Consider the following 18341-nt stretch of genomic DNA (forward strand, 5'->3'; position numbering starts at 1 on the left):
CCAACAACCCGTGATCTCTCACCTAGCGTTCCTCGAACCCGTTTTTTGTTGGCGGACGATTGACGCACGAAGCCCGTACTGGGCCGTACGCCGCCGCGTCGTCTCGGACAGCCGAGCCGGGAAGACAATGAAGGCGTACGCGCGCCGCAGCGGCATGTTGCAATCCGGCGCGCGCCTGGATCTTCAAATGATTTATCGTGGCAACGCCAGGCCGTGCTTGACGCCCCAGTCGAACCAGTTGTCGACGACGGTGCCGGAAAGCAGGATCCCGATGCCGCCGGTCAGCGGGCAGAGCACGGCAAACCACCAGGCCCAGCGATGGATCGATTCCGCCGTCGCGTTGAAGCCCATGGTCCAGCGCCAGATCAGGGCCGCCCGCTCCAGCGCCGTGCCGCGGTCGACGATCTGCTCGATCTCGCGCTCACCGCCATAGCGGCTGACCGCCAAAATCGTCGCGCCGTGCATGGCGAACAGCAGGGCCGAGCCATACAGGAATGCGATCGAGAGCATATGAAACGGATTGTAGAAGAGGTTGCCGTGCGTGATCGAGAAATTGTTGGTCCAGTCGAGATGCGGAAATATTCCGAAGGGAACGGCCTCGCTGAAATGCCCCATCAGCAGCGGACGGATGAAGCCGAGCACCAGATAAAGCCAGATCGCGGACGCGAAAGCCCAGGACACGTGCGTGCCCATGCCGAGCGCCCGCGCTCGCCGGTATGTTCGTCCCCACCACAACAGGATCGAGGTGGTCAGGAAGAACCCGGCCATCAGCCACCACCCGCCCTCCTGCAATGGCGGAAAGCTGATGCCGTATTCGGGCTTCGGTGGTTCCAGCGAAAGCCATGGCAGCTGCCTGACGAATTCGATCGGGCTCCAGTTCACCGAGGCCATCATGTTGAGGCCGATGATCTCAATTGCAACGATGCCGCAGGCGATGGAGGCCAATCCGAGAAACCCGAGATAAACCGGGCCGACCTGGGCGTCGCCGATCTTTCCGAGCCAGTAGTTGAACCGGCCCTCGCTGGATCGAACCCATATTCCGGGCTGGATCGGAATTCCGGGGTAGATGGTGCTGCGTACCTGCACCTGCGTGAAGAAATTCTGATATTGGGCCATGGCTCAGGACTCTCTCTGACGACCGGAATTAATTGGCGGACCAGATCGGAAGATTGCGCCACCAGTTCCACCACTCCGACCAGGCGTCTCCCTCGGCCCATAGCGGCCCGCTGATCACGATGCAGACCGCGCTGAAGAACACCGCGGATAGCGCGATGAACAGTCCGAGGCGATGGATTCCGATGGTGCCGACCGAATAGCCGATCAGATCCCGGAACATCGTGTTCTCGTGCTCGGGCGTTTTGACCGGTTCACCCTTGTCTGGGTTGGTCGACGACAGGATCAGGCCGCCGTGCAAGGCCAGCGCCAGGCACGTCGTGAAGAAGAACGTGATGGCGATCATGTGCGCGGGGTTGTAGTGGAAGTTGCCGTATTGGTAGCCGGTGTTCGACACCCAATCGAGATGGGTGATGATGCCGTAGGGGAAGCCGTAGCTCCAAGACCCCATCAATACTGGCCTGATCACCACCAGGGTGAAATAGGCGAAGATGGCGAAGCCGAAGGCGAACGGCACATGGTAGCCGATCCCGAGTTTCCGGCAGATCTCGACCTCGCGAAGCGCCCATGACACGAAGGCGCCGAGCGCGCAGATGGTAACGATCTGCCAGATGCCGCCTTCCTGGAGCGGCGCAAAGGACAAGCCGTACTTGACGTCAGGCGGATTGACGCTGATCTGCCAGAGATTCCAGGTCGGACCGAGCGCGGTGTTCCAGAGAATCATCGCGATGCCGACGAAGGAGAAGAACACCGTCGTCACTCCGAAGAACCCGACGTAGAACGGGCCGACCCAGAAGTCGAACAGGTCGCCGCCGATGAGCGTTCCGCCGCGAACGCGATATTTTCTTTCAAAGCTGAGCATTGCCATCGTTCGTTCCTCCGCCTGCGAAAACCAGCGTAGCCATCCATCTGCGGGTCGCTACCGGAAGCGGACGAGACGGGCCGCTCGATCCTGTCTCGTCCGTTCCGGTACGCATTTCGTCATGCCATCAGGACGGCATGCTTGGTGGTGTGTACGGCAGAGTGATCTCTGACGTCTTCGCCTTGCGCGGCCCGTCCAACCAGTTGAACCGGTCGGTCGAGAGCAGGATGAAGTGGATCACGATCGCCAGTCCGAACAGGAACGTGAAGAGCGCGACCAAGGCACGGCGCGGATCGAACAGAAGCCAAATTCGCCACATGATTGCCTCCCTCTATGTCAGATACGAAAGGGCGACGCTGGCGACGTGCTGGACGCTGTCCAGCGCCGTCGTCTTGTAGCCGCCCGGGCCTGGCAACCAGGGACGCCACATCCAGGCGAGGATATGGGCAACCACCGCGACAGCCGTGAAGAGCAGGAAGCTCGTCATGAATATCGAATGGAATTCCTTGGCTTCAGCTTCGGATAGCCCCGATAAGGAACCGTCCTTCATTTGTTATCCTCCTAGTGATGGCCTTGCGGCCGTTCGCCGCCCGAGCGTGGGCGACAGCGAATGCCGGACCTTTCGATACGGCGCTTATCCACCCGGCGACCGCCGGGCGGAATCTCCCGGTCACAAACCCATGAAAGACGACGTCACAATCGTGCCCGCAGCAGTGCGGGCCTCCGTGAAGATCGACTCGCCATTCCTCGATTGATCGAATCCCGCCCGTTTGCGCCAGGGCGTCAGCCGTGCGACCACGGCCCGGAACAGAAAGGCCATATAGCAGGCGCCGAACATCACCCGCGTTTCGACGGACTTGTCCCCGCCCTGTATCTTCTGTCGATCGCCATAAGCATAGTCGGACATCGACGTCACCTCCCGGTTGCGGCCTTGCACGTGCGGATGAGTAATCACCGGCAACACGCCGGCTTCGACCATTCTCATGCTGGTGCTCCATTCATCAGTGCCGCGCGCGCTCTGGTCACGAAATCCGTGGTCACGCGCGCCTCGCCTGCTTGACGCGCGCCGCTCTCGGCGGCATCGCGCAGGCGCTTGGCGGCCGAGATACGCACCAGCACCGGATGGGCCTCGAGCACCTCGTCGAGCATCGCCTTGGCTTCGTCGCTCCAGAGAATCTCCTCGTGCAGCCGGGCCGGCGTCGGGTCGACGCGATCGAGATCGGCCGCGAGCGGCAGGATATTGAACAGCGCGTCGAACAGCGCGTTGCAGACTTCCTGTACGAGATAGGTGGCGCCCGAGTAGCCCATGAACGGCGTGCCGGTGTGACGGCGGATCACCGCGCCCGGGAAGGACGCCGGCACATAAATCGCCCGGCCACCGGCTTCGGCCAGGTACATGCGCTCGTTGTAGCTGCCGAACAGGATCAGCGGCGGCTTCTCGCGCACCGCGGATCGTACGGCATCGTTGTCCGGCTTGACCCCCGCCTTGCGCGAGAAGGAGAAGGTGCAAGGCAGGCCCATTTCCCTTTCCAGGAAGTTTCTCACGCCGCGTGCGTAAGTCTCGTTGGCAACGATGGCGAAGCTGGCCGTACCGAAGAAATCCTGGGTCACCGACCGCCAGAGGTCCCACAGCGGCTTTATGGTGGTGTGCTTCTCGCGCGCGATGAACGGCTCGGGATCGAGCCCCAGCAATTCGCCGAGCTTGCGCAGGAATCTGGTGGTGGAGTGGAGCCCGATCGGCGCCTGCAAATACGGCCGCTCCAGCGCCTCGCACAGCATGCGGCCGAACTCACGGTACATGCAGACATTGACGTCGGCATTCACCAGCTTGGGAATGTCGGCGAGATGACTGCCAAGCGGAAACACCATGTTGATTTCAGCACCGATGCCCTCGATCAGCCGACGGATTTCGGCGAGATCGGAGGGCATGTTGAAAGTGCCGTAGATCGGACCTATGATGTTGACGCGCGGCTTGACGCCCTCGGTGCGGGGCTTGCGCTCGGGGATCTTCTTGATCCCATATTCCTTCCAGAGCCAGACGATGGCGCGATCGGCGCTCTGCCACTGATCCTCGTCGATGGTGCGAGGCAGGAAGCGTTTGATGTTGGTGCCCTCAGGCGTCACGCCGCCGCCGATCATCTCGGCGATCGAACCGGTGACCACGACGGCCGGCAGATAGGGATCGAGCACGCGGTGCGCGCGCTTCATCGCGCCTTCGGTGCCGGTCTGTCCGAGCTCTTCCTCGCCGAGGCCCGTCACCACGATCGGCAGCTCGTGCGGCGGCAGCGCGTCGGTATAATGCAGCACCGATGTGACCGGCAGATTTTCGCAACCGACCGGACCATCGATGATGACCTGCATGCCCTTCACCGCGGTGAAAGCGTAGACCGCACCCCAATAGCCGCCAGCGCGATCGTGATCGAGGACGAGCATCAGATCATCTCCTCGGCTTTGCGCTTCTTGACCTGGGCTTCGATCTGCTTCTTGTACTTCTCCCGGAAAGCCACGTTTTCGTTCGGTGTATCTTCCCAGATGCCCGCGGCGTGGCCTTCGCCGACATCGCCGAAGAATTCCTTCATCTCGTCGAAGCGGGCCTGATTGCCGAGCGCGGCGTTCACCACCTGCGCCAGCGATCCGGCACCGGCGACGCCGAACAGCGGACGAGCCGAAATCAGATTGGTGAAATACAGAGCTGGGATCGCGAGCTGTTTGGCCTTCTGGACGATGGGGGTGGTTCCGATGGCCAGATCGGGTTTGAACTCACCGACGGCGGCCAGATCCATTTCCAGCGATGCGCGATACTGGACTTGTGTGCCCCTGGATTCCAGCCACACGCGGTCGGCATCGGACCATTGCGTCCTTGGGCAGGCCGTTCCGACGTACGGCACCCGTGCACCGCTCTCGATGAGGAGGCGCGCAACGAGAAGTTCGGAGCCTTCGTAGCCGGAGACCGTGATCCGAGCGTCGACCGGCTTCGCAGCCAGAGCCGCCTTGATCATGGGCAGAAAGCGATTCTTGGCGGCGTCGATCTTGTCCCGGGCGACATTGCAGGCCGCGCCGACGGATTCGAGCCAGGCTTCGGTGCCGTCATGCCCGACCGGCGCTGAACCCACGATCTTGCGGCCGGCCAGTTCGAATTGACGGAAGCTTGCGGTGTAGAATGGATGGATCGCGGCAATGACGGAACCGTCGAGCGCGGCATAGAGCTCGCGCCACTCCCGCGTCGGCACAACCGGACCGGCCGCCAGGCCGAGCGGCTCGAGCATCATGCCGATGCCGACGGGATCGGCGGGAAACATTTCGCCGACCAGGGTAACTGTCGGCCGTTCGCTCTTGCCGCCGCGCGGCGCCTGCACCGGCCCCTGCTCCACCTCCTTGCGGGCATATTCGAGCATCGCCGCCGCCAGCACATCCTTGGCCTCGGCATGGGTCGGCACACCAAAGCCCGGCACGTCGATGCCGATGATGCGCACGCCGTTGATTTCGTCCGGCAGCAGATCGAGCGGAACGCCGGACGCCGTCGGCACGCAGAGATTGGTGATGATGATGGTGTCATACAGCGCGGGGTCCGCGAGCTTGAAGACGGCTTCGCGAATGTCCTCGAACAGTTTGCCGGTAACCAGGGTCTCGGAATTGAAGGGCACGTAGCCGACCGTGCGCCGCGCACCATAGAAATGCGAGGTGAACGTCAGCCCGTAGACGCAACAGGCCGAACCGGACAGGATTGTCGCGGTGCGCCGCATCCGCAGGCCAACCCGGAGCGAACCGAACGCAGGGCACATGCTCTGCGGCTGGTCGTGCGGGCCCTTGGGATAGTCGGCCGCATAGCGATCGAGAATGTCGCTCTTTCCCGCAGCGCTGGCGGCGGCCTTGAGTTCGGCAGCACCGGCATGACAGCCCAGGCCATCGCTCTTCGTCGCTGCGGCGTTGATGACGGGCGGCGCAACGACAGCGTCCGTCGCCGCCACGTCGAGCTCGACGGGCTCGTTCACGACAGACTCGGCTATGGCGCCGGCGTATCGCGGCAGGATGACGTTCATGTTGCGCTCCGCATCATCCTGCCGCTCATGCCGCGTCGTAGACGACTTCGAGGGACGGCTTGTCGACGACCGACTTGCCGCACATGTCTTCCATGGTCGCAGGCTCGAGCACGACACCACGACCAACCACTTCGCCCTTGAACAGGCCGAGCAGACCGTCCTGCGTCAGCGGCGCGGGACGAACCGGCGGCGCCAGACCGACATTGGTGGCGAGTTGCTCGAACAGAGAACTCCACTGCCCGCCCGGCAAGCCGATGATCTCGTAATTCGCGCTCTTCTTGCGGATGTCGTCGTCGGCCGGGATTGCCGCAAGGACAGGAATGCCGACCGTCCTGGCGAACGCAGCGGCCTCGCCAGTGCCGTCGTCCTTGTTGATGACCATGCCGGCAACACCGACATTGCCGCCGAGCTTGCGGAAATATTCGACCGCCGAGCAGACGTTGTTGGCGACGTAGAGCGACTGAAGGTCATTCGAGCCGACGACGATAACCTTCTGGCACATATCGCGCGCGATCGGCAGGCCGAAGCCGCCGCAAACCACGTCACCGAGGAAGTCGAGCAGCACGTAGTCGAACCCCCACTCGTGGAAGCCGAGCTTTTCGAGCAACTCGAAGCCGTGGATGATGCCGCGGCCACCACAGCCCCGGCCGACCTCGGGGCCGCCGAGTTCCATCGCGAACACGCCGTCGCGCTTGAAGCAGACGTCGCCGATCTTGACTTCCTCACCGGCGAGTTTCTTCCTCGACGACGTCTCGATGATGGTCGGACAGGCCCGGCCACCGAACAGCAGCGACGTGGTGTCGCTCTTCGGGTCGCAGCCGATCAGCAAAACTTTCTTGCCCTGCTGAGCCATCATGTAGGACAAATTGGCCAGCGTAAAACTCTTGCCGATTCCACCCTTGCCGTAGATCGCGATGATCTGGGTTTCCTTGGTCGCCGGCGTCGTCACCGGCGCGTCCGGTTCGATCAACGCCTCCGCCCGCAGGGCGTCCTTCATGTTGATGGTTGGCACGACATTCATGAGAGCGAACTCCAGTTCAGGACCATTTTCAGGCACGCCGGATCTTCGAACGCGATGCGATAGGCATTCGAGGCGTCATGGGCGTCGTGGTGGTGGGTGATCAGGCCTTCGAGCGAAAGTCGCCCGGATTCGATCAGGGTCTTGATCGCGACGAGATCGGACGGCTGCCACTCCGCGGCAATGCGAAGCCGCGCCTCGCGCATGAACGCGGGCGGGAACGCAAAGGACAGTCGCTCGCTATAGAACCCGGCCAGCACGATTTCACCGCCCGGCGCGATGCGACCAATCAGAGAATCGAGCAGGCCCGCATCGCCGCTGACATCGTAGATGCTCTTGTAGTCGCGCCGCGTATCGTGCTCGGGATCGATCACACCGTAGTCAACGGCGCCGCCCAGGCGCGCCGGATTCTTCTCCCACACCGTCGGCGGCTCGTTGCGTACTGCGATCGAGATGCGGGCCAGCAACCGCCCCAGCACGCCATGACCGACAATGCAGTCCGGCGCCGATGCCCCCCGCGCCGCAATGGCGTGATAGGCCGTCGCCGCCAGCGCCAGCAGAATTCCGCGTTCGCCGAGATTCTGATCGAGCGGCACCACGCGCTTTGCCGCCACCACCAGGCGCGAAGCGGAAGCACCGAACAGCCCGCGCACTTCGCCAAAGCACTTTGCACCGGGAACGAAAACACGCTGCCCTTGATGCAGGTCGGTCGCAGATCCCGCTTCGACCACTCGGCCGACCGACTCGTAGCCGGGCACGAGCGGATATCCCATGCCCGGAAACGGGGGCATCCGTCCCGACCACAGCAACCGCTCGGTGCCGGTGCTGACGCCGCTCCAATCGACATCGACGACGACGTCGGCGGCGGTCGGAGGAGTCAAAGCAAGCCGGCTGAGCTCGATCTGCTCCGGCTGCTTGAGAACTACCGCGATGGTCTCCATCGCCCACTCCGATCTTCGGCGGATGCGGAAGGGACTCCGCGAGTGTCATGCTAAACTTACATTTTAGACTGTCAAGTTTGATTAACGTCATTCTTGCTCTTTCGCGCGGTGATCACGCTGGCCAGCATCGGCATCGCAACCGGCCGCAGCGCAATATCGACAAAGCCGGCCTCGGTGAGCATGTCGCGCAGCCGCGCGAAGGTCCGGGGGCGGCCGCTGCCCATCGCGAGCAGATAGAAGGCGAAATAGGCGTCCCCGATCGGCTCGGCGCCGCGAACGCCGGAGATCGGCTCGGCGATCAGAAGCGTGCCGTCGGACGGGAGAGCCAAATGAACAGCACGCAGCAGGATCATGATGTCGGCGTCGTCGTGATCGTGAATCACGCGCACCAGCGAGACGATATCGGCGCCCTCAGGAAGACGATTTGCAAGAAAGCTCCCTCCGATCGCGACCGCGCGTGAAGACAGCCCCTCAGCACGAAACCGCTCGCTGGCCTGATCGGCCACAGCGGGCAAATCGAACAGGACACAGCGTAGTTTCGGCGCCTGCGCCGCGACAGCGGCAATGAACGAGCCGTCGCCGCCGCCGATATCGAGCAGGCATCGATGTCCACGAAAGGAGTATGCCGAAAGCACCTGCTGCGAAATCATCGGTTGCGACGCCGCCATCAATGCGGTGTAAGGCGCGATCGCGTCGCGCGACAGATTGGCGGCCTTGCGGTTGGCGGCATAGGGCCAGTAGGCGGCGAGTTGCCCCGCCCCGACGTCACCGCGCAGCAGCGCGATCGGATCCCTCAGATCGTCGTACAGCATCGCGTGATGCTCGATCATGGCGACGACGCCGGGATTTCCCCTCAGCGCGGCGCCGAGCGAACCGAGACCGTAACGGCCGCCGCTGCGACGCTGCAGAAGTTGCAGCGAGACCGCCGCATCCAGCAGCAGCAGCGTCGCGTCGACCGGCAGGGGCACACGCGATGCCAGCTCAGCCGAACCCAGCGGGCCATCCGCCAATTCATCGAGCAGCTTCAGGCGGACACAGGCGAACAGGACCTGCGAATAGACGAAGCCGGCGCAGAGATCGAACAGCGCACCTGCCCGCCGCCGCGCGATCGGCCGCGTGAGCGCGAAACTCCCCGCAAACCGCTGGAAACGAGGACTGGCGAGGATCGAATCGCGCCAGCCCAGCAGGCGATCATGCAAGGACAGCCGCGACACGCCGTGTCCTGAAGCTGCCACCGCCGCAACACGGGACGCCTCGGATGTCTCGCCGCCGCCATCACGATGCGTGATCGCGGCCATGGCAGCTACGCGGCGAACTGGGCGAGCTTGGCCGGCACCAGGCGCCTGGCCTCCGAAAGCATGAGCGAACGCAACTCGGCGCCATTGGGACACGGCGGGATCGCATCGATCGCCCCGCGCACCAGGTCATGCAGACGGTAGAGCGCGCCGTCGAGACCGAGCTCAATCACCGCGCTCGGACGCCCGAGCGCGAGGTCGCGACCAACGGGCTTGCCAATCTCATCTTCCTCGGAGGCGGCGTCACGAATATCGTCGGCGACCTGATAGGCCTCGCCGAGCTTCTCCCCAACCATCCGCCACGGCTCGCAATCGGCGCCGGCCGACGCGGCGCCTGCAACGGTCGCCGCAGCGAACAGCGCCCCGGTCTTGGCGCGGTGATAATGCGCAAGATCGATCTTGTCTTCGCATTCCCAGGCCTGCCCCGCGACGATGCCCGAGGGGACGCCGACGGATCGGGCCACCGTCAGGGTGAGCGTCGCCAGCCGCTCCGGGGTGCATTGAAGACGCGCCAGCGTCTGGAACGCGAGCACGATCAGCGCATCTCCGGTCAGAACCGCGAGCGGCTCGCCGAACGCCTTGTGCACCGATGGACGGCCGCGCCGCGTTTCCGCAGCGTCGAAGCACGGCAGATCGTCATGCACGAGCGAGGCACAATGCAGAAGTTCGAGCGCCGCGCCGGCAGCCTCAGTGGCGGCGGGATGATCCTCGCCGCAGGCCGCAGCGACGCTGTGGCAGAGCCTTGGCCGCACGCGCGCACCGCGAGGAAACACTGCATAGCGCATGGCCGCCGCCAGCCGGGGCGGACAACCGGGGAGCTCGGCCTGATCAATCGCGTCGTTCAGTGCCCGTTCGATCCGGCTGGTGACGTCCATGGCAGGCTCCCGTGTTTGACACAAGGAATGTCAATTTTACTTGTCGAACAGAGTGTAAATCAATATAGACACAAGTCAATCGACAACCGGAGCCGGTGCGCACATGCCCAGAGATCGTGTTGTCATTATCGGCTGTGGTGTTGCGGGGCTGGTTTCCGCCTTCGCGCTCGCAGCACGCGGCCTCGACGTCACTGTTCTCGAGAGCGCCGCGGCGCCGGGCGGCAAGATGCGGCAGATCGCGATCGGCGCCTCTCTGATCGACAGCGGTCCGACCGTCTTCACGATGCGCTGGGTTTTCGACGAATTGTTCGCGGCGGCCGGCCGAAATTTCGCCGACCACGTCCGCCTGCGCCCGCTTGATATTCTGGCAAGACACGCCTGGAAGGGCCACGCACGTCTCGATCTGTTTGCCGATCAGGAACGCACTATCGACGCGATCGGGGATTTTGCAGGCGCGGAGGAAGCGGATGGCTATCGCGCCTTCTGCCGGGATACCCGGCGCATCTACGAGATACTCGAAGCACCGTTCCTGCGTGCTTCACAGCCGAGCATGAGCGGATTGATTGGTGCCAGCGGCCTTCGCGGGCTCATGCGATTGCCGCAGATCAAGCCGTTCTCGTCAATGTGGTCGGCGCTCGGGCGATATTTCGCCGATCCGAGGCTGCGGCAGTTGTTCGGACGCTACGCGACATATTGCGGATCGTCGCCATATCTGGCGCCGGCGACGCTGATGCTGGTCGCGCATGTCGAGCGCGAAGGCGTCTGGAGCATCGACGGCGGCATGCAGGCGCTCGCGAAAACGCTGGCGGATTGCGCAAGCTCCTTTGGCGCTGCGATCCGCTACGGTGAGGAAGTCAGCGAAGTTCTGATCTCCGGCGGCCGCGCCAGCGGCGTCAGGCTCGCAAGCGGCGAGCGCATTGCGGCGGATGCCGTGATTGTGAATGCGGATGTTGGCGCCATCGCAGATGGAATGTTCGGCGTCCCTGCCCGCCGTGCAGCAGCCGCAATCCCGCTTCGGGCCCGCTCGCTGTCAGCCATGACATGGAGCGTCGTCGCAAAGCCGGATGGCTTCCCGCTGCGTCGGCACAATGTCTTTTTCTCGAACGACTACGCAGCCGAGTTCGACGACATCTTCGTCCATGACAGGCTCCCTGTCGGGCCGACCGTCTATGTCTGCGCCCAGGATCGCGACAACGATGACGTCGCACCGGGCGATTCCGAGAAATTCCTGATCCTCGTCAACGCGCCCGCGAACGGCGACCGGCACGTGTACGATGCAGCGGAGGTGGGACAATGCGCGCAGCGGACATTCGGCATGCTGGAACAACTTGGCTTGCAAATCCGGCCGCAAGCGGATGCGATGCAAGTGACGACGCCAGCGGATTTCAACCGGATGTTTCCGGCCACCGGCGGCGCGTTGTACGGCCGCAGCTCGCACGGATGGACGGCCTCTTTCCAACGTCCGGGAGCGCGAACCAGAATTCCGCGCCTGTACCTGGCGGGAGGCAGCACGCATCCGGGTCCGGGCGTGCCGATGGCGGCATTGTCGGGCCGATCCGCAGCAGCCAGCCTGCTCGCGGACCTGACTTCTCAAGGCTCGTTCCACCAAACGGCTATGCGTGGTGGTATGTCGATGCGCTGAGCGACGACGGGCAGAACGGCATCACCATCATCGCCTTCATCGGCAGCGTGTTCTCACCCTATTACGCATTCGCACGACGCAAGGGGCCGGCTGATCCGCTCAATCATTGCGCCATCAATGTCGCGGTCTATCGCAGCGGCGGCAATCGCTGGGCGATGACGGAGCGAGCGCGCGACGCCGTCAGCCGCACGACGGACACGTTCACGGCAGGTCCGAGCCATTTGTCCTGGAACGGCAGCTCTCTAACAATCGACGTGAATGAAATTACGGTTCCGATTCCCGGACGGCTGCGTGGCAACATCCGATTGGTACCAACTGCGATCACGCAGCAGGCCTTCTCGCTCAATCCGAGCGGCAATCATCAGTGGTGGCCGATCGCGCCATGCGCGCGCGTCCAGGTGCGGCTCGATCATCCGCGCCTGAGCTGGCAGGGTGATGGCTATTTCGACATGAACCAGGGCGATGCACCGCTGGAGCAGGGCTTTTCAGATTGGCAATGGTCGCGCGGCGCGATGCGGGAGAGCACGGCGATCCTGTATGAAGCGCTCCGACGGGACGGCAGCAGGGTCGACCTCGCGATGACCTTCGATCTCACCGGGCGGATGCAGGCCTTCGAGCCGCCGCCCACAGTGGAGGTGAGGCGCACAGGCTGGCGCGTCGCCCGCAGCGTGCGCAGCGAGAGCACCGCCCGGATCGTCAAGACGGCTCGAGGACGCGCCGTTCTATGCCCGCTCGGTGATCTCGGCGAAGCTGCTCGACGAGCCCGTTACCTTGATGCACGAAAGCCTCTCGCTCGACCGCTTCAAGATCCCGATCGTGCAGGCCATGTTGCCGTTCCGCATGCCGCGGGCACGGCGGTAGACCTGGTGCGATCAAGGTGACGCGGTCGGTTTTTGCGGCTTCGTGCGCTCGGCTTCCTTCTGTCTGTCGAGCCGTCGGCAGACCAATTCGAGGATACCCCAGGCCGCCGCGAACATAAGCACCACGAAGAACTCGATGAAACCGAGATAGCTGTCCATGATGTCGGTCAAGCCCAACTCACCAGCGGCGGCATCGAGCTCAAAATGGTCTCGATATTGCCGCCGGTCTGAAGTCCGAACATGGTGCCGCGGTCGTAGAGCAGATTGAACTCGACATAGAGGCCGCGGCAGGCCAGCTGCTGCACCCGCTCGGCTTCGGTCCATGGTTCCATCATCCGCCGACGCACGATCCGTGGGTAGACATCCAGCAGAGCAAGCCCGACATCGCGCGTGAACGCAAAGTCCTTCTCGAAGGCACCAGTGTTGAGATGATCGTAGAAGATGCCGCCGACGCCGCGAGCCTGGCCGCGATGCGGAAGGAAGAAGTAACTGTCGGCCCACGGCTTGAACTTGTCGTAATAGGCGGGATCGTGAGCGTCGCAGGCGCGTTTCATCGCGGCGTGAAATGTCGCGGCGTCAGGCGCATCGTGCTTCCGTTGCTCCGGCAACATCGGCGTGAGATCGGCGCCCCCGCCGAACCAACCCTGTGCGGTGGACAGAAACCGCGTATTCATGTGCACAGTCGGCACCCGCGGGCTGCGCGGATGCATGATCAGGCTGATGCTGGTGGAGACGTAGTCGAGCTGAATGCCGTCGCCCGGCAGCGTTTTGGCCATGTCCGGTGTAAGCTTTCCATTGGACGACGACGTGTGGATGCCGATCTTCTCGAACAATCTGCCGCCGCTGAGAAAGCCGCCAGTACCGCCGCCGCTGCCGGTCGCGCGCTGCCATGGCTTGTAGGTAAAGATCGCCGGCTCTCCCGGAAACAGCTCGACCGGTGCCTCACGCTCCAGCACCTCGACCTCGGCACAGATCCTGTCACGCAGCGATTCGAACCAGACTTTCGCTTCGGCACGCCGCCGTTCGGCGAGACCGTTGCCGCCTTCCCGAATGGGCTCGGTTTCGTGCATCTCGCTGGCTCTACCGGTAGGAGGCCGTTCGCTGCAGTTGATCACGGCGTTCAAGCCGCTCGAACAGGTCGATCACCCAGACCACGCGGTCCTCGATCGGCCGCCGCCGCGGCTGTACGTTTTCGCGGAGCGGCGTTGCCGCCACGGCGTCGACCAGAAAACGGGTCTCTTCAGTTTCAGCTGTCGTGACGCCGGGCATGCTGGCCGGCGCCCAATCCGCTTGCGGCAAGAGCAGCGTTCGCGCCAGGACCGCGAGCTTGCGATTGGTCGAGACGACCGCGCGCCGCGACACGGAATCCAGCCCACGACGTTCCAGTTCGCGGCCAATCTCCGCATAAAGTGCACGGGCGGCATAGATCCCAGGGCGGCAACCAATCGGCAGATTGGCGATACCCTGCGTCGCACGGGAATAGAAATTATCGGCCGCATCCAACAGCCGCTGTACGATCGCTGCGATCTCAGGGGTAAAGCAAGGGTTCGCCAGCCACATGTCCGGATCGATCCCCGCCTCGCGCAGCCATGACTGCGGCAGGTAGAGCCGGCCGGCGCGGGCATCCTCGCCGACATCGCGGGCGATGTTGGTAAACTGCATGGCGACGCCGAGATCGCAGGCCCGCGCGACGATCTCGGGGGCGCGCTGCCCCATGATCAGTGTCATCATCGCGCCGACCGCGCCCGCAACCCGCGCCGCGTACGCGGTAAGATCCTGCAAGGTCTCATAGCGGCGGACCTCGGCATCCCAAGCTAGTCCCTGGAGGAGGGCTTCCGGCAGTTCGCGAGGAATGCAGAACTTTGCGACAACATCAGCGAACAAGCGATCTGCAGCTCGGTCCACCGGCATGCGTTGATAAGCTCGGTCGAGCCGGTCCCGCAACTGCGCCACGGCCGCAGCGCGGTCTTTGCCGAGATCGACGGCATCATCCGCCAAACGACAGAACGCATAGAGCGCGATGGCGGGATCGGCGACGCTACGCGGAAGTACCTTCGAGGCCGCGCTGAAAGTCCGCGAACCGCCCTTGAGCAGGTCGCGGCAGGCAGCCATGTCGCCGGGATCGAGTCGTATCGTCATGCGGTCACCAGGCTTGCAAGGTGTGAGGCATCAGGCACCAGGGAATCCAGAACGCGCGCCGAGGAGAGCACGCCCGGCAGGCCGGCTCCCGGATGCGTGCCGGCGCCGACCAGATACAGATTTCCGATATCTTCGCTCTTGTTGTGGGGCCGGAACCACGCGCTCTGCGTGAGGATCGGCTCCAGCCCGAAGGCCGCGCCGCGAAACGAAGAGAGCCGGTCCTGAAAATCCTGCGGTGTCAACATCCGCGAACTGACGATCTCATTCTCCAGACCGGGCAGCATGGTCCTGGAGATTTCGCCTGCAATAGCCTGGCGATAGTCTTCGGCCGTCACGCTCCAATCGGTTCCGCTCTGCAGATGCGGGACCGGCGAGAGCACGTAGAACGCGTCGCAGCCGCCGGGTGCGAGGGAAGTGTCGGTCGCGGTCGGGCGATGCAGATACAGGCTAAAATCGTCGGCCAGAATCTTGCGGTCGAAGATATCCGTGAGCAATCGCTTGTAGCGTGGCCCCAGCAGAATCGTATGGTGCGGCACTCCCTCGTATCTGCGACGCGTGCCGAAGTACCAGACGAACAGGCTCATCGAATAGCGTGCACGTTCGATGCGCCGGTCGGTCCAGCGCGATCGCGCTGATGCCGGCACCAGATGCCGATACGTCCATGCGGAATCCGCGTTGGACACCACGACGTCAGCCGCAATGGTCTCGCCCGAGGCCAGCCGTACGCCGCGCGCGACACCGTCGTTCACGAGGATCTCGCGGACCTCCTCGTTGCAACGGAGCCTGCCGCCCTGCCCCTCGATCAGCTTGACAAGACCATCAACCAGACGCCCGGTGCCGCCAAGAGCAAAATGCACGCCCCAGCGCCGCTCCAGAAATGCGATCAGGCAATAGATCGAACTCGCTGTGAGGGGGTTGCCGCCGATCAACAGCGGATGAAAGCTGAACACGACGCGCAGGCGCGGGTCGCGGAAGAACTTCGAGACCAGCGAGTAGACACTGCGATAGCTCGACAGCCGCAGCATCTCAGGCGCGATCTTCGCCATATCCGTCCATTTGTTGAACGGCACGTCGCCGAGCCGCTCGAAGCCAACCTTGAAGATCTCTTCGCTGGCTTTCATGTAGGCGTCGTAGCCGTCGGCATCATCAGGCGAAAACCGCGCGATCTCGCGGCGCATCGCGCCGGGATCGCCGGAATAGTCGAAGTACGCTCCGTCCTGAAAGCGAATTCGGTAGAACGGCGAGACCGGCACCAGGGTCACATCGTCGGACATCTTTCGTCCGCACAGCTTCCACAATTCCTCGAACAGAAACGGCGCGGTGACGATGGTTGGCCCCGCATCGAAGGTGAAACCGTCCTGGCGGTAGACATAAGCCCGGCCGCCGGGGGCATCGAGCTTCTCGAGCACAGTGACGCGGTAGCCTTTGACGCCGAGCCGGATTGCGGCTGCCAGTCCGCCGAAGCCGCTGCCGATCACCACAGCATGCGGCTGGCGATGCGATGGCGCTATGGGCGTTGGCCGGGCTGATGTTGAATCCAGCATGGGGCCTACTGTAATTATTTATTGACAGTTGCCTAGCCAGAAAGTGTACATTACAACTTACATTGTGACGCCGCTTGCTCGGCCACATTTACGTGCGCGTATTTGAAGATGAGCTGCGCGACCAGTTGCGGCTGCTCTTCGTGTGCGAGATGCCCGAGTCCGGGCAGCCGCTCTATTGCCGCGGTTGGAAGAATCTCGCGAACCTGCCGTGCGACCTCGGGCGATATCGAGCGATCATTGGCAGCAGCGACCAAGACCAGCGCTGCCGTCAGGTGAGGCAGATCGTGGAGCAACGGTTCGAGTTTCCAGTTCGCCATCATCCGCAGCGCGGCCGCAACGTGCGCAGGGCTTCGCACCAGCTTGCGATAGAGTTCAATCCCTTCCTGATCGATCGTCGAACCTGTGTTGGCGATCAACCGTTCGACCGCACCTGCATGGGATGCCTGCCAGGCAAACACGCGCGGCACCAATGGATTCATCACCAGCAGATTTGCCAGGGGCGAGAACAGATGGTTGGCAACGCCCCCGAACGGCATGAAGGCGCCGTTCAGGGCGATCAGCAGACGCGGCGCCATGCGGCCTGCAAGACACATGCGCGCCGCTATCGCAGCTCCTGCGGAATGACCTACCGCGATTTCCGGCCTGACCTCCAGTTTGCGCAGCAGGGCGCCGATGTCCGCCGCCATGCCCAGCAGCGACAAGCGATGAGACGGCGGCGATTGCGTAAATCCGTGGCCGGGCAAATCCGGCGCGACAACCGAGAAATGCTGGGCCAGAAGCGGTAACAAGTCGCGCCAGGAATGTGTTGCGGCGCCGGTGCCGTGGATCAGGAGCAGCAATGGCCCCTCGCCCATTCGCTGCACATGCCAGCGGATCCCCGCCGCTTCGACGAACACACTGGCATTCCGGTTCGGCCAGTCGGCACCGTCGCGGCTCCAGGCGAGACCGGACACGGCAGCACCCTATGCGGGCGATGCCGGCGGCACGCCGGCGAGGAACGCGTCGTATGCTGCAATGAACTCGGCTTCGGCTTCGAAGTGCGGCATCGCACCGGTCTGGAACACGCGAATGGTCCAGTTAGCGCGGCCCTCGACCTGCGTCTTGTTGCTGTAGTCGACGAAATCGCCGCGCACGCCGTGACTCATCCAAACCGGTAACGTCAGTGAATTGTAGATCTTCGGAATGTCCTTGCTGAACAGGAATCCGGAAACGAAATAATACGGTGCGTGCTGCGCTCCAGGCTGGTGGGTGGTGAGATAGTCGTACTCCAGCAAGCCCTCGTCGATATTGGTCGAGCCCCAGGTCTTGTTCAGGAAATAGCGGATGATGCGACGGCTGGTCAGCAACCGGAAGAAGCCTTCGCTCCACACGGGAAATTCGAAGAATCCGTGCAGCCACGGCTTGCCGCGGGTGCCCTCGCGCCCGCCGGTGCTCTTGTCGAGTGACGTGAAACCAGTCGGGCTGACCAGCGCCAGAGAGCGGAATGCCAGCGGCGATTCGGAGACCGCGCGCGCGAGGAATTCCGACGACAGCGACACCGCCAGTGCATCGATCGGACTGCGGCCGAAATCGTTCTGGATTTCGCGAACCGCAATCAGGATCGCGTCAGTCATCATGCGCACGGTGTATTCGCGCTTTCCACGCTCGGAATGACCAAAGCCCGGAAGCTCGAGCGCGTAGACGGTCCGGCTTCGGCGGTAATGTTCGTAAAGTGGCCGCACCTCGTAAGCAGAGGCGGCGGCATTGACGCTGTGAACCAGCAAAAGCGGTGGGAATTTGCCGGGCGCATCGGGACCGGCCGAATAGTAGGTCAACCTCCCAACGGGACTGCCGATCTCGTGGCGCTGGCCCGAGACCGGCGCGGGCAATTCCTCCGCGCCATGCAACGCGCCTGGACCTGGCGCTCGGGCGGCTGCGCTCATCGCAAATCTCCTGTTTCGACCTCGACCGCATCTCGCCGTGGCCAAGACCGTAACAGCAGTGTATCAGGACTGACAATCACAGTTGTCGAC

The 18341-nt window shown here is 63.3% G+C and carries 19 protein-coding genes; 2 read left to right on the forward strand and 17 right to left on the reverse strand.

All coding sequences use genetic code 11. From position 1 onward, the window contains the following. Window positions 1-192: 192 nt before the first annotated feature. From pufM to ACQ86E_RS05585, 11 genes are all read right to left on the reverse strand, one after another. Complete coding sequence (pufM, locus tag ACQ86E_RS05535; protein ID WP_431204548.1) at window positions 193-1116, reverse strand: photosynthetic reaction center subunit M; 924 nt, start codon at window positions 1114-1116, stop codon at window positions 193-195. Window positions 1117-1144: 28 nt separating this feature from the next. Then, window positions 1145-1981, reverse strand: a complete 837-nt coding sequence (pufL, locus tag ACQ86E_RS05540; RefSeq protein ID WP_431204549.1) for a photosynthetic reaction center subunit L — start codon at window positions 1979-1981, stop codon at window positions 1145-1147. Between the two features lie 121 nt (window positions 1982-2102). Further along, window positions 2103-2294 carry a light-harvesting antenna LH1, alpha subunit gene (gene pufA, locus ACQ86E_RS05545; protein WP_015684467.1) on the reverse strand — a complete coding sequence of 64 codons (192 nt, stop codon included), beginning with the start codon at window positions 2292-2294 and terminating at the stop codon, window positions 2103-2105. Between the two features lie 12 nt (window positions 2295-2306). Beyond that, window positions 2307-2525 carry a light-harvesting antenna LH1, beta subunit gene (gene pufB / locus ACQ86E_RS05550; RefSeq protein WP_431204550.1) on the reverse strand — a complete coding sequence of 73 codons (219 nt, stop codon included), beginning with the start codon at window positions 2523-2525 and terminating at the stop codon, window positions 2307-2309. Window positions 2526-2645: 120 nt separating this feature from the next. Next, window positions 2646-2960 carry a hypothetical protein gene (locus ACQ86E_RS05555; RefSeq protein ID WP_431204551.1) on the reverse strand — a complete coding sequence of 105 codons (315 nt, stop codon included), beginning with the start codon at window positions 2958-2960 and terminating at the stop codon, window positions 2646-2648. Further along, complete coding sequence (gene bchZ / locus ACQ86E_RS05560; protein ID WP_431204552.1) at window positions 2957-4408, reverse strand: chlorophyllide a reductase subunit Z; 1452 nt, start codon at window positions 4406-4408, stop codon at window positions 2957-2959. Before bchZ ends, ACQ86E_RS05555 begins: the two co-directional genes overlap by 4 nt. Then, window positions 4408-6015 carry a chlorophyllide a reductase subunit Y gene (gene bchY, locus ACQ86E_RS05565; RefSeq protein ID WP_431204553.1) on the reverse strand — a complete coding sequence of 536 codons (1608 nt, stop codon included), beginning with the start codon at window positions 6013-6015 and terminating at the stop codon, window positions 4408-4410. Before bchY ends, bchZ begins: the two co-directional genes overlap by 1 nt. A 25-nt stretch (window positions 6016-6040) precedes the next feature. Next, a complete protein-coding gene (locus ACQ86E_RS05570; protein ID WP_431204554.1) occupies window positions 6041-7036 on the reverse strand; it encodes a chlorophyllide a reductase iron protein subunit X in 996 nt (331 codons plus the stop codon). Beyond that, window positions 7033-7974, reverse strand: coding sequence for a chlorophyll synthesis pathway protein BchC (bchC, locus tag ACQ86E_RS05575; protein WP_431204555.1), 942 nt, complete (start codon window positions 7972-7974; stop codon window positions 7033-7035). The genes ACQ86E_RS05570 and bchC overlap by 4 nt, the downstream gene beginning before the upstream one ends. A 71-nt stretch (window positions 7975-8045) precedes the next feature. Then, window positions 8046-9188, reverse strand: a complete 1143-nt coding sequence (locus ACQ86E_RS05580; RefSeq protein WP_431206408.1) for a methyltransferase — start codon at window positions 9186-9188, stop codon at window positions 8046-8048. An 89-nt stretch (window positions 9189-9277) separates the two neighbouring features. Further along, window positions 9278-10144: a polyprenyl synthetase family protein gene (locus ACQ86E_RS05585; RefSeq protein ID WP_431204556.1), complete on the reverse strand. Its 867-nt coding sequence runs from the start codon at window positions 10142-10144 to the stop codon at window positions 9278-9280. 103 nt (window positions 10145-10247) lie between these two features. Here ACQ86E_RS05585 and crtD point away from each other — a divergent pair, with 103 nt between their 5' ends. Further along, window positions 10248-11786 (forward strand): 1-hydroxycarotenoid 3,4-desaturase CrtD, encoded by a 1539-nt coding sequence (gene crtD / locus ACQ86E_RS05590; protein WP_431204557.1) that lies wholly within the window; start codon window positions 10248-10250, stop codon window positions 11784-11786. 47 nt (window positions 11787-11833) lie between these two features. Then, entirely contained in the window at window positions 11834-12667 is an 834-nt protein-coding gene (locus ACQ86E_RS05595; protein ID WP_431204558.1) for a hydratase, read from the forward strand. Here the strand turns inward: ACQ86E_RS05595 and ACQ86E_RS05600 are convergent. The 6 genes from ACQ86E_RS05600 to ACQ86E_RS05625 are packed head-to-tail and all read right to left on the reverse strand — an operon-like array spanning window position 12659 to window position 18251. Then, a complete protein-coding gene (locus ACQ86E_RS05600; protein WP_431204559.1) occupies window positions 12659-12817 on the reverse strand; it encodes a hypothetical protein in 159 nt (52 codons plus the stop codon). The two genes, ACQ86E_RS05595 and ACQ86E_RS05600, sit on opposite strands and share 9 nt — an antisense overlap. Then, a complete protein-coding gene (hemF, locus tag ACQ86E_RS05605; RefSeq protein WP_431204560.1) occupies window positions 12814-13716 on the reverse strand; it encodes an oxygen-dependent coproporphyrinogen oxidase in 903 nt (300 codons plus the stop codon). The genes ACQ86E_RS05600 and hemF overlap by 4 nt, the downstream gene beginning before the upstream one ends. Window positions 13717-13726: 10 nt before the next feature. Next, entirely contained in the window at window positions 13727-14785 is a 1059-nt protein-coding gene (locus tag ACQ86E_RS05610; RefSeq protein WP_431204561.1) for a phytoene/squalene synthase family protein, read from the reverse strand. Next, the gene (locus ACQ86E_RS05615) at window positions 14782-16329 is read right to left on the reverse strand and encodes a phytoene desaturase (protein WP_431204562.1); all 1548 of its coding nucleotides are present in this window, start codon (window positions 16327-16329) and stop codon (window positions 14782-14784) included. The genes ACQ86E_RS05610 and ACQ86E_RS05615 overlap by 4 nt, the downstream gene beginning before the upstream one ends. Before the next feature lie 50 nt (window positions 16330-16379). Then, complete coding sequence (gene bchO / locus ACQ86E_RS05620; protein WP_431204563.1) at window positions 16380-17282, reverse strand: alpha/beta fold hydrolase BchO; 903 nt, start codon at window positions 17280-17282, stop codon at window positions 16380-16382. Between the two features lie 9 nt (window positions 17283-17291). Next, on the reverse strand, window positions 17292-18251 hold the full coding sequence (locus tag ACQ86E_RS05625; protein ID WP_431204564.1) for an alpha/beta fold hydrolase: 960 nt from the start codon (window positions 18249-18251) through the stop codon (window positions 17292-17294). Window positions 18252-18341: the final 90 nt, after the last annotated feature.

The organism is Bradyrhizobium betae (assembly GCF_050632175.1).
Classification (GTDB): Bacteria; Pseudomonadota; Alphaproteobacteria; order Rhizobiales; family Xanthobacteraceae; genus Bradyrhizobium; species Bradyrhizobium betae_B.

Excerpts from the sequence above, each read along its gene's own strand:
- pufM (WP_431204548.1), bottom strand. The coding sequence starts at position 1,116 with ATGGCCCAATATCAGAATTTCTTCACGCAGGTGCAGGTACGCAGCACC.
- pufL (WP_431204549.1), bottom strand. The coding sequence starts at position 1,981 with ATGGCAATGCTCAGCTTTGAAAGAAAATATCGCGTTCGCGGCGGAACG.
- pufA (WP_015684467.1), bottom strand. The coding sequence starts at position 2,294 with ATGTGGCGAATTTGGCTTCTGTTCGATCCGCGCCGTGCCTTGGTCGCG.
- pufB (WP_431204550.1), bottom strand. The coding sequence starts at position 2,525 with ATGAAGGACGGTTCCTTATCGGGGCTATCCGAAGCTGAAGCCAAGGAA.
- ACQ86E_RS05555 (WP_431204551.1), bottom strand. The coding sequence starts at position 2,960 with ATGAGAATGGTCGAAGCCGGCGTGTTGCCGGTGATTACTCATCCGCAC.
- bchZ (WP_431204552.1), bottom strand. The coding sequence starts at position 4,408 with ATGCTCGTCCTCGATCACGATCGCGCTGGCGGCTATTGGGGTGCGGTC.
- bchY (WP_431204553.1), bottom strand. The coding sequence starts at position 6,015 with ATGAACGTCATCCTGCCGCGATACGCCGGCGCCATAGCCGAGTCTGTC.
- ACQ86E_RS05570 (WP_431204554.1), bottom strand. The coding sequence starts at position 7,036 with ATGAATGTCGTGCCAACCATCAACATGAAGGACGCCCTGCGGGCGGAG.
- bchC (WP_431204555.1), bottom strand. The coding sequence starts at position 7,974 with ATGGAGACCATCGCGGTAGTTCTCAAGCAGCCGGAGCAGATCGAGCTC.
- ACQ86E_RS05585 (WP_431204556.1), bottom strand. The coding sequence starts at position 10,144 with ATGGACGTCACCAGCCGGATCGAACGGGCACTGAACGACGCGATTGAT.
- crtD (WP_431204557.1), top strand. The coding sequence starts at position 10,248 with ATGCCCAGAGATCGTGTTGTCATTATCGGCTGTGGTGTTGCGGGGCTG.
- hemF (WP_431204560.1), bottom strand. The coding sequence starts at position 13,716 with ATGCACGAAACCGAGCCCATTCGGGAAGGCGGCAACGGTCTCGCCGAA.
- ACQ86E_RS05610 (WP_431204561.1), bottom strand. The coding sequence starts at position 14,785 with ATGACGATACGACTCGATCCCGGCGACATGGCTGCCTGCCGCGACCTG.
- ACQ86E_RS05615 (WP_431204562.1), bottom strand. The coding sequence starts at position 16,329 with ATGCTGGATTCAACATCAGCCCGGCCAACGCCCATAGCGCCATCGCAT.
- ACQ86E_RS05625 (WP_431204564.1), bottom strand. The coding sequence starts at position 18,251 with ATGAGCGCAGCCGCCCGAGCGCCAGGTCCAGGCGCGTTGCATGGCGCG.